Source organism: Streptomyces spongiae, from assembly GCF_009377185.1.
In the GTDB taxonomy this organism is placed as follows: Bacteria; Actinomycetota; Actinomycetes; order Streptomycetales; family Streptomycetaceae; genus Streptomyces; species Streptomyces spongiae.
This window is the reverse complement of record NZ_VJZC01000480.1, coordinates 1-7,735: the sequence shown is the minus strand read 5'-3', so window position 1 is coordinate 7,735 and position 7,735 is coordinate 1. Positions and strand designations below refer to the sequence as shown.

The 7,735-nt window shown below is 70.1% G+C and carries 8 protein-coding genes; 5 read left to right on the top strand and 3 right to left on the bottom strand.

Features of this window, described 5'->3' with window-relative positions; all coding sequences use genetic code 11:
* Positions 1-177: 177 nt before the first annotated feature.
* Positions 178-864 (bottom strand): LAETG motif-containing sortase-dependent surface protein, encoded by a 687-nt coding sequence (locus FNH08_RS38865; protein ID WP_322726182.1) that lies wholly within the window; start codon positions 862-864, stop codon positions 178-180.
* A 290-nt stretch (positions 865-1,154) separates the two neighbouring features.
* A complete protein-coding gene (locus tag FNH08_RS38860; RefSeq protein WP_322726181.1) occupies positions 1,155-2,378 on the bottom strand; it encodes an MFS transporter in 1,224 nt (407 codons plus the stop codon).
* Positions 2,379-2,489: 111 nt separating this feature from the next.
* On the opposite strand from FNH08_RS38860, the gene FNH08_RS38855 reads away from it, so the two are divergent.
* The 4 genes from FNH08_RS38855 to FNH08_RS38840 are packed head-to-tail and all read left to right on the top strand — an operon-like array spanning position 2,490 to position 5,848.
* Positions 2,490-3,233: a helix-turn-helix transcriptional regulator gene (locus tag FNH08_RS38855; protein ID WP_152776236.1), complete on the top strand. Its 744-nt coding sequence runs from the start codon at positions 2,490-2,492 to the stop codon at positions 3,231-3,233.
* A 50-nt stretch (positions 3,234-3,283) separates the two neighbouring features.
* Positions 3,284-3,940 carry a class I SAM-dependent methyltransferase gene (locus FNH08_RS38850; RefSeq protein WP_152776235.1) on the top strand — a complete coding sequence of 219 codons (657 nt, stop codon included), beginning with the start codon at positions 3,284-3,286 and terminating at the stop codon, positions 3,938-3,940.
* Positions 3,937-4,542, top strand: a complete 606-nt coding sequence (locus FNH08_RS38845; protein WP_228034622.1) for an NUDIX hydrolase — start codon at positions 3,937-3,939, stop codon at positions 4,540-4,542. The genes FNH08_RS38850 and FNH08_RS38845 overlap by 4 nt, the downstream gene beginning before the upstream one ends.
* A gap of 55 nt (positions 4,543-4,597) precedes the next feature.
* Positions 4,598-5,848: an MFS transporter gene (locus FNH08_RS38840; RefSeq protein WP_152776238.1), complete on the top strand. Its 1,251-nt coding sequence runs from the start codon at positions 4,598-4,600 to the stop codon at positions 5,846-5,848.
* Positions 5,849-5,908: 60 nt separating this feature from the next.
* Here the strand turns inward: FNH08_RS38840 and FNH08_RS38835 are convergent, their stop codons facing one another.
* A complete protein-coding gene (locus tag FNH08_RS38835) occupies positions 5,909-6,985 on the bottom strand; it encodes a glycoside hydrolase family 5 protein (RefSeq protein ID WP_152776234.1) in 1,077 nt (358 codons plus the stop codon).
* Between the two features lie 351 nt (positions 6,986-7,336).
* Between FNH08_RS38835 and FNH08_RS38830 the strand changes: the two genes are divergently transcribed.
* Positions 7,337-7,627, top strand: a complete 291-nt coding sequence (locus FNH08_RS38830) for a zinc-ribbon domain-containing protein (RefSeq protein WP_152776233.1) — start codon at positions 7,337-7,339, stop codon at positions 7,625-7,627.
* Positions 7,628-7,735 lie beyond the last annotated feature (108 nt).

Below are 7,735 nucleotides of genomic sequence, written 5' to 3'. Positions count from 1 at the left end.
GTGGGCTAGGAGATGTGTATAAGAAACAGCCCGTCCCCTCTTCGGGGCTCCGCCCCGGACCCCGCTCCTCAAACGCCGGACGGGCTGAAATGGCGCCGAGCCCATCGGTCCGGGAACGGAGGTCCTCTCCCGTTCTCGGGGCCGCGGCCCCTTGCGGGCGCGGCCCCGATACGGCTGTCAGCTGGAGCGGGACGTCCTCGGGCGGCGCAGTGCGAAGACGACGCCACCTCCGACGGCGACCAGTGCGGCCGCGATGCCGACGAACAGCGGGGTGTGGGAGTCCGCGCCGGTCTCGGCGAGGTTGGAGTCGCCGGCCCCCTGGGGGGACGGGTTGCTGCTCGTGCCGGATCCGGCGGCCGGGGTGGTGCTCTGCGACGGGCTCGGCTGCTGGGCGGGCGTCTCCTTGGGGGGCTGCGCCGACGGGGTGTCGGACGGCGAGGGTGACGTCTCCGAAGCCGAGCATGCCTGCGACGGAGTCGTCAGCAGGGGCTTGATGTCCTCGTCGACCAGGTTCCCGGCCTTGACGTGGATCCGGTACGTCGAGTCGGGGGCCCAGTCCTCGGCGAAGTCGACCGTGACGCCCTGCGCGGTCGGATGCTCGATCGTCTTCGTGTCGAGGAGCCGGTCGTCCTCGCCGGGCACGGTCATCTTGATGTACAGCGAGATGCTGGCCGGGGTGCCGGAACCGTCCTTGTCCGTGACGCGGATGAGGCCATGGCCGCTGTCGTCACAGGTGGCGACGGCGGAGAAGTCACGGATGTTGCAGGCGAACGCGGTGTCCGCGACGCCGACTGCGAGCGCGGCCGCAGCACTGCAGACGCCTACGAGACGCACCACTCTCGCGGCGCGATGGGAAGGGGACACGGTTGTCCTTCATGGGGTCGCTGAAGCTCGATGAGGGTTCGCCGGGCCGGTCCGCTGGCCGGAAACACCCGGTGAACGCCCCACGTGTACAGGCCTTTTGAGTTCCCTGTCAACGCTGCATCCTTGCAGGTCACGGCGTGATGAAGGGTGTGTCATGAACCGGTCGGCGCAAGGTCAAGCTGTGGTCATGACCAGTACGGGTTCGGCCATCCGCCGGGCACCGTCGCAGCCATGCGTCGGCCGTAGCGAAGAGCAGCGCTGACTGGCAAGCCAACCACCGTGCCGAGCAGTCACTGCGGAACGCCGCCGCGTTCGTCGTCGGCGCGCCGTCCCCCGGCGCTTTCCTCGCCTTGGCGGGCGGCACGGTGCTGCGGCGCCGCCCCGGCGTCTGGTTCTGACGCCGGGTCAGCCTCCCCTCGCGGGCTGGGCGCTGTGGGTTCGGGCAGGGTGCGGAACAGCAGCCAGCTCAGCGCGGGCATCAGGACCAGCGGAGTCAGCGCCGTACGCAGGGACGTCGCGTCGGCGAGGCTTCCGATCAGCGGGCCGGCCAGGCCACCGACGCTGACGGTGAGGCCCAGGGTGATCCCGGCGGCGGTACCGATACGTGAGGGCAGGTAGTCCTGGCCCAGGGTGACCTGTAATGAGAACGGCACGTACAGGCCGGCGGAGGCCAGCGCCACGAACACGTAGAGCACGGGGCCGGGGACGGCCACGATCCCGGTGACCGCGACGACCGTGGCCAGGTAGGACCAGCGCGCGACCGTCACCCGGTCCCAGCGGTCGGCCAGTTTGCCGCCCAGTACGGAGCCCACCGCGCCACCGAGATACAGCACGAAGAGCGCCGCGGTGCCCGCCGCCGTGCTGCCCCCCATGCGCTGCGTGGCGTAGAGCGAGACGAAGGTACTCAGTCCGACGAACACGACGGACCGGCAGATCACCGCCAGCGAGAGCTTCACGAACGACCACCGGTCGTCAGATCCCGTCGACATCGCCGCGCCGACGGGAACACCACCGGTGCTTCCCAACGCCCGCAGCACGGACAGGCACAGCACGCAGCCGACGAGGGCCGGGACGACGAGCAGTGGCGTCAGGCGCAGACCACCGGCGGCGACGACGGCGGAGACCAACAGGGGTGCCAGCGCGAAGCCGAGGTTGCCGCCGAGCGCGAACCACGCCATGCCACTGTGGCTGCCGCGGGAGGCGTGCCGCGCGATGCGCGCGGACTCGGGGTGGTAGGCGGCCACCCCCAGCCCGGACACCGCCACGAACGCCAGCGTCAGCGCGTAGGACCCGCTCACCCCGCTCAGGGCGATGCCCACCCCGCCGAGCAGTGTGCTCACCGGCAGCAGCCAGGGCATCGCCCACCGGTCGGTCAGCACTCCGAACACGGGTTGGGCCACGGAGGACAGCAGGGACGCCGCGAGGACGAGGCCGGACACCGCGGCGTAGCCGTAGGAGCGCTCGGCGACGAAGAACGGGACGAGTGCCGCGACGGCGCCCTGATAGACGTCCACGCAGGCATGACCGACCGACAGCACAATGATCGACTTGTTTCTCGGATTCCTTGGCACGCCACCATCGTCGGCAGCACACCGGTTGTCGTACTTCCAATAAACTGCCAACCAATGACGCGGATCCGCCACCAGCCCATCGCGCCCACCCGCACCCAGAGGCTGTCGACGGGAGCGGAGATCGACGCCCACCGACACGACGACCACCAGATCGTCTACGCCGGGCGGGGCGTGCTGACCGTGACGACCAGCACGGGCACCTGGGTGGCACCGGCAACCCGCGCCATCTGGGTGCCGGCCGGCACGGTCCACGCCCACCAGGCCCACGGCGAACTGGAGTTGCACCTCATCGGTCTGCCGGCGGCCGACAACCCCCTCTCCCTGGACGAGCCCACCGTCCTGGCCGTCGCCCCCCTGCTGCGCGAACTCCTCCTCGCCTACACACGCGCTCCGCTCGACGACACCCCCGAACGCACCCGGCTGCGCGCGGTACTGCTGGACCAGCTCCGGGCCTCGCCCCAGCAGCCGCTGCACCTGCCCACCCCCACGGCCCCGCAACTGAAGGACCTGTGCGACCTCCTGTACGCCGACCCGGCCGACAACCGCACGCTCGCCGCCCTGGCCAAGGAGGTCGGCACCAGTGAACGCACGCTGTCCCGACTGTTCCGAGCCGACCTCGGCATGACCTTCCCGCAGTGGCGGACCCAACTGCGCCTGCACCACGCTCTGATCCTGCTGGCCGAGAACACCCCGGTCACCGCCGTGGCGCATCGCTGCGGCTGGTCGTCCGCCAGTGCCTTCATCGACGTCTTCCGCCGGACCTTCGGACACACGCCAGGTACGTACCAGCGCCGGTGACCGCCGTGAGACCGGTGGGCGGTGATCACCGATGTCCCTACGATGAGCCGATGCACCAGGCCGACCCGAAGCCGTACTGGAACACCAATGTCGCCCGCCATCCAGGCATCCTCCGTGCCGTCCCCGAGGGATGCCTGGACGCTCTGGACGTCGGCTGCGGAGACGGACTGCTGGCGCGGAAGCTCGCGGGCCGGGCCCGGCGCGTCACCGGGATCGACCGCTCGCCGGAGATGGTCGCCCGCGCCCGTGAGCTGGCCCCCGGCCACGAGCAACTCACCTTCGTCGAGGACGACTTCCTCACCGCCCAGCTTCCCAGCGCGGGGTACGACTTCATCTGCTCGGTGACCACGATCCATCACATGGACTTCGAGGCAGCCCTCCTCCGCATGTGCGAGTTGCTGCGCCCCGGTGGCACGCTGGTGGTGGTCGGTCTGGCCCGCGAGGGGAGTCCGGCGGAGTGGGCGGCGATGATCGCCGCGGCCCCGGTGGTGCGGATCACGAAGGTGCTGCGCCGCGCGCACGGCCCCGAGGGCATGCCGGTCGCCGATCCGCAGATGAGTTACGCGCAGGTGCGAGCCACCGCACGGCGCCTCCTGCCGGGCATGCGCTACCGCCGGCACGTACTGCGGCGGTACTCGTTGACCTGGAGAAAGCCACTCCAGGGCGTCGAGCGCTTGTCACAGGCTCCTGGGAGGATGCGCGGATGATGTCTTCTCACCGTCCGTCCAGTGGTCCCGAGGGGAATCGCCGCGCCGAACTGGCGGACCTCGTCGACAGCATCGAACCCTGGGACGAGCTGGAGCGCACTCACCGGCAGGCCGCCGCGGAGTGGATCGCCGGCGACGCACCCCTGTACCGGACGCGCAAACCCGACGTCCCGGCGACGCACCTGGTGAGCTACTTCGTCGTGCTGGACGAGAAGCGCGGGGAACTGCTGCTCGTCGCCCACCGCAAGGCGGGCCTGTGGCTGCCGACCGGAGGGCACGTGGAGCCGGGGGAGGACCCATGGGCCGCGGTGGTCCGTGAATGCCGTGAGGAGCTGGGCATCACGGCCGTCGCGTCGTCGATCACGGGGGAGCGGCCCTTCTTCCTCACCGTCACACGGACCCGGGGGCAGGGAGAGCACACGGACGTCTCGCTCTGGTACGTCCTCAACGCCGATGCCGACAGCATCACCACCTACGATCAGGACGAGTTCGGGGCCATCCGGTGGCTGACCGTGGGGCACGTACTCGATGAGTCGCTGGACGTGCTGGACCCGCACATGCACCGCTTCGCCCGCAAGCTGCGGAGAGCGGCCCCGGCCTGAAGTGGCCGGTTGTGGACCCGCGTTGACGCGGGGGTTCGTAGAGTGCGTGGCCGTGATGGTCTCCGCGGACGGTTCATCGCTCTGGCGCGAGCGGCAGTTCCTCCTGCTCGCCGGTGCGCGCGTCATCTCGGTGTTGGGCAACGGTTTCGCGCGTGTGGCACTCGGATTCGCGGTGCTAGCGCTCCCGGGGGCCGGTCCGGGCCGGCTGTCCCTGGTGCTGGCCTGCCAGGCGCTGCCCCAGTTGGTCTTCGTCCTGGTGGGCGGGGTGATCGCGGACCGGATGTCGCGTGCACGGGTGATGGTGGCGGCGGACGTGGTGGGCGCGGGCGCGTACGGGGGGCTGGCCGCACTGGTGCTCACCGGTCACGCGCCGCTGATGGCGATGTGTGCGCTGGCGGTCGTCGCCGGAACGGCCACGGCCTTGTTCTCCCCGGCGATGGACGGCATGGTGCCGCTGGTGGTCCCGGCTGACCGGCTGCAGCAGGCCAACGGGTGGCTGCGGGTCGGCACCAACAGCTCTCTGCTGCTCGGCCTGGCGCTGTCCGGTGTGACGGTGGCGCTGATCGGTGCCGGATGGGCCTTGGCGCTGAACGCCGCGTCCTTCGCGGTCAGCGCGGTGCTGACCGCGCGTCTGCGGGTGGCGGCGCGGCCGTCCCGGGCGTCGTCGGGGTGGGCCGATCTCCGGGAGGGATGGCGGGAGTTCGCCTCCCGGCAGTGGCTGTGGGTGGTGGTCGCCCAGTACACGGTCGTGGTCGCGGCGCTCAACGCGTTCGTCGGGGTCCTGGGCCCGTTGACGGCAGAGGAGCACCTGGGTGGGGCGCGGGCGTGGTCGGTCGTCGTCGCCGCGCAGGCGCTGGGCACCATCGCCGGGGCCGGGCTTGCCACCCGGGTACGGGTGAGCCGTCCTGTCCTGGTGGCGGTGCTGGCCACCTTCCCGGCCGCCTTGCCGATGGTCCTGCTCAGCGGCCAGGCACCGGTGTGGCTCGCCGCCGTGGCCATGTTCGCCTCGGGCGTCGCCGGTGACGTGTTCGCGGTGCTGTGGGTCACCACGGTCCAACGGGAGATCCCCGAGGAAGTCCTGTCCCGGGTCAGTTCCTACGACCTGTTCGGATCGCTGGCCTTCGCCCCACTGGGGCTGCTCGTGGCCGGCCCGGTGGCCGCGGCCACGGGCACCGGGCCCGCCCTGGCCGGCTGCGCGGCCCTGGTGGTCCTCGCCACCGCCGCGGCTCTGTTGTCTCCCGCCGTCCGGACTCTCCGTATGGCCCACACGTCCCGGGGCCGGGAAGGCGCGGTCCTCATCCCCTGATCCCACGGAAGGGCGGGCGCAACTGCCGTCAATTGCCATGCAGTTGCGCCCGGAACCGCGTCAGGGCTGGACGGGCTTGCCGCGTCCCCAACCCCAGGCGAGCCGGTCTGCGCCGGACTGGTTGGTGGTGGCCAGCCAGGGCCGGGCGGGGTTGCCGGTCAGCGTCTGCAGCGAGTAGGTGTCGTCCGTGCGCAGGCCCGGCCAGTAGACGGACCCCATCTTGAGCTCGCGGAACGTGTCCGTGACGGCCTGGACGTAGTTGATGAAGTTGTTGTCGGGCGTCGGCTTGTTGTAGTCGAAGCCGGTGGTCATCGGGGCGCCGAACTCGTCGGCGACGGTCCGGTTGGCACAGTCGCCGATGCGCTCCTTGAGGTCGGCCACCCACTGGTCGTACGTGGCGTACTCCTTCCAGAACCCGTAGTGGTGCAGCGACAGGTACGTGCCCTTCAGACGCGGGTCGGCACAGACGGAGGTGACGTGGTCGTTGTAGCCGGCGCCGCTGACGAACACCCGGTTCCGCGGGACCTTCGGGTACGTGGCCAGCCACTGCGCGGCGATGTCGGCCCACTCCGTGTCGGTGTAGCCGTGCGGCTCGTTCATCGGCTCGAAGTAGACGTGCTTGTCACCCTTGTACGCCTTGACCACCGTGTCCCACATGGGCCAGTAGGTGGCGGTGTCGTCGATGAAGCCGTCCTTGCGGGCGCCGGTGCCCTCCCAGTAGGAGAGGATGACCTTGAAGCCCTTGTCCGACGCCGCGTCGATGACGCCGCGGTACGACTTCCAGTAGGAGCCGTTGACCGTGTACGGGTTGATGGGCAGCCGCACGGTGTTGGCGCCGAGGTTCGCGCGGAACGCCGAGATCACCCGGCTCGCCTTGGTGTACGTCTGGGCGTAGGTGTCGGACGTCGACAGACCGGACAGCACGACCGGGTCGTCGGCGAAGTTGTCGCGGGGGTCGGCCCAGTTCACGCCCTTGAACTGGGTCGTGTCTCTGCTGAGCCGGCTCGTGTCTCCGCTCGGCGATGCGTTGGCGGGGCTGCCGGCGAGGGCGGTAGCGCTGGTTGCCCCGAGCGCGATCGCCACGCAGGCGGCGCGCAGCCGGGGAGTGATACGGGGGCTGGCTGGGGTTTTGCGCATCGGCTTGCCTTTCGGAGGATGGCGACTGGGCGCATGGCGGTGGGGAGCCTGCGCGCGGTTGAGCGGCCGCTGGAGAAGGTTGCCGGGCCGGACGGGGGTGTCGGCTCGCCGTCGGTGGGCCCTGGAGCGACCGGCGGTGTACCGGTCCACTTGGCGTGAGGGGGGCTAGTGGTGGCGTAAGGCGACCATCGTTCGCTCCTGCCTGCTCCATCAGTCGCAACGCTGTGGCAGATGTTTACGTAAACATCCGAGCGTCGGAATCGTGGCACCCGCCACAGTGATCGTCAAGGTTTCGTACGAGTAACAGCGCTGGCACTATGTCGGCAGGCGCTGACTGGAAGGATCAACGGAATGATCATTTTTGGCACCAAGGGGTACCTGTACCAGCTCGCGATACTGACGCTGGTGTGTGGCCACTGCGGCAATCCGTCCGCACACACGCTCAGGAAGCGGGTCACCAAGTTCACGCTGTTCTTCGTGCCGCTGTTCCCGTTCTCGACCAAGTACGCGACGCAGTGCACCTTCTGCGGCGCTGAGCAGAAGGTGACCAAGGAACAGGCGGAGCAGCTGCAGGCGCAGGCCGCGAGCGGCCACGGCGGTCAGGCGTACGGGCAACCGCAGCAGCAGCCGTACCAGTCCTGAGCGGCGCGGTTCACCGGTTGTCACCACCGCCCGTCCTCCGAACCGCGGACGGCTCCTCCTCGGACGGTTTCGGCGTCGCCGACCGGGCGCGGGTGGGGGCGGCAGGGC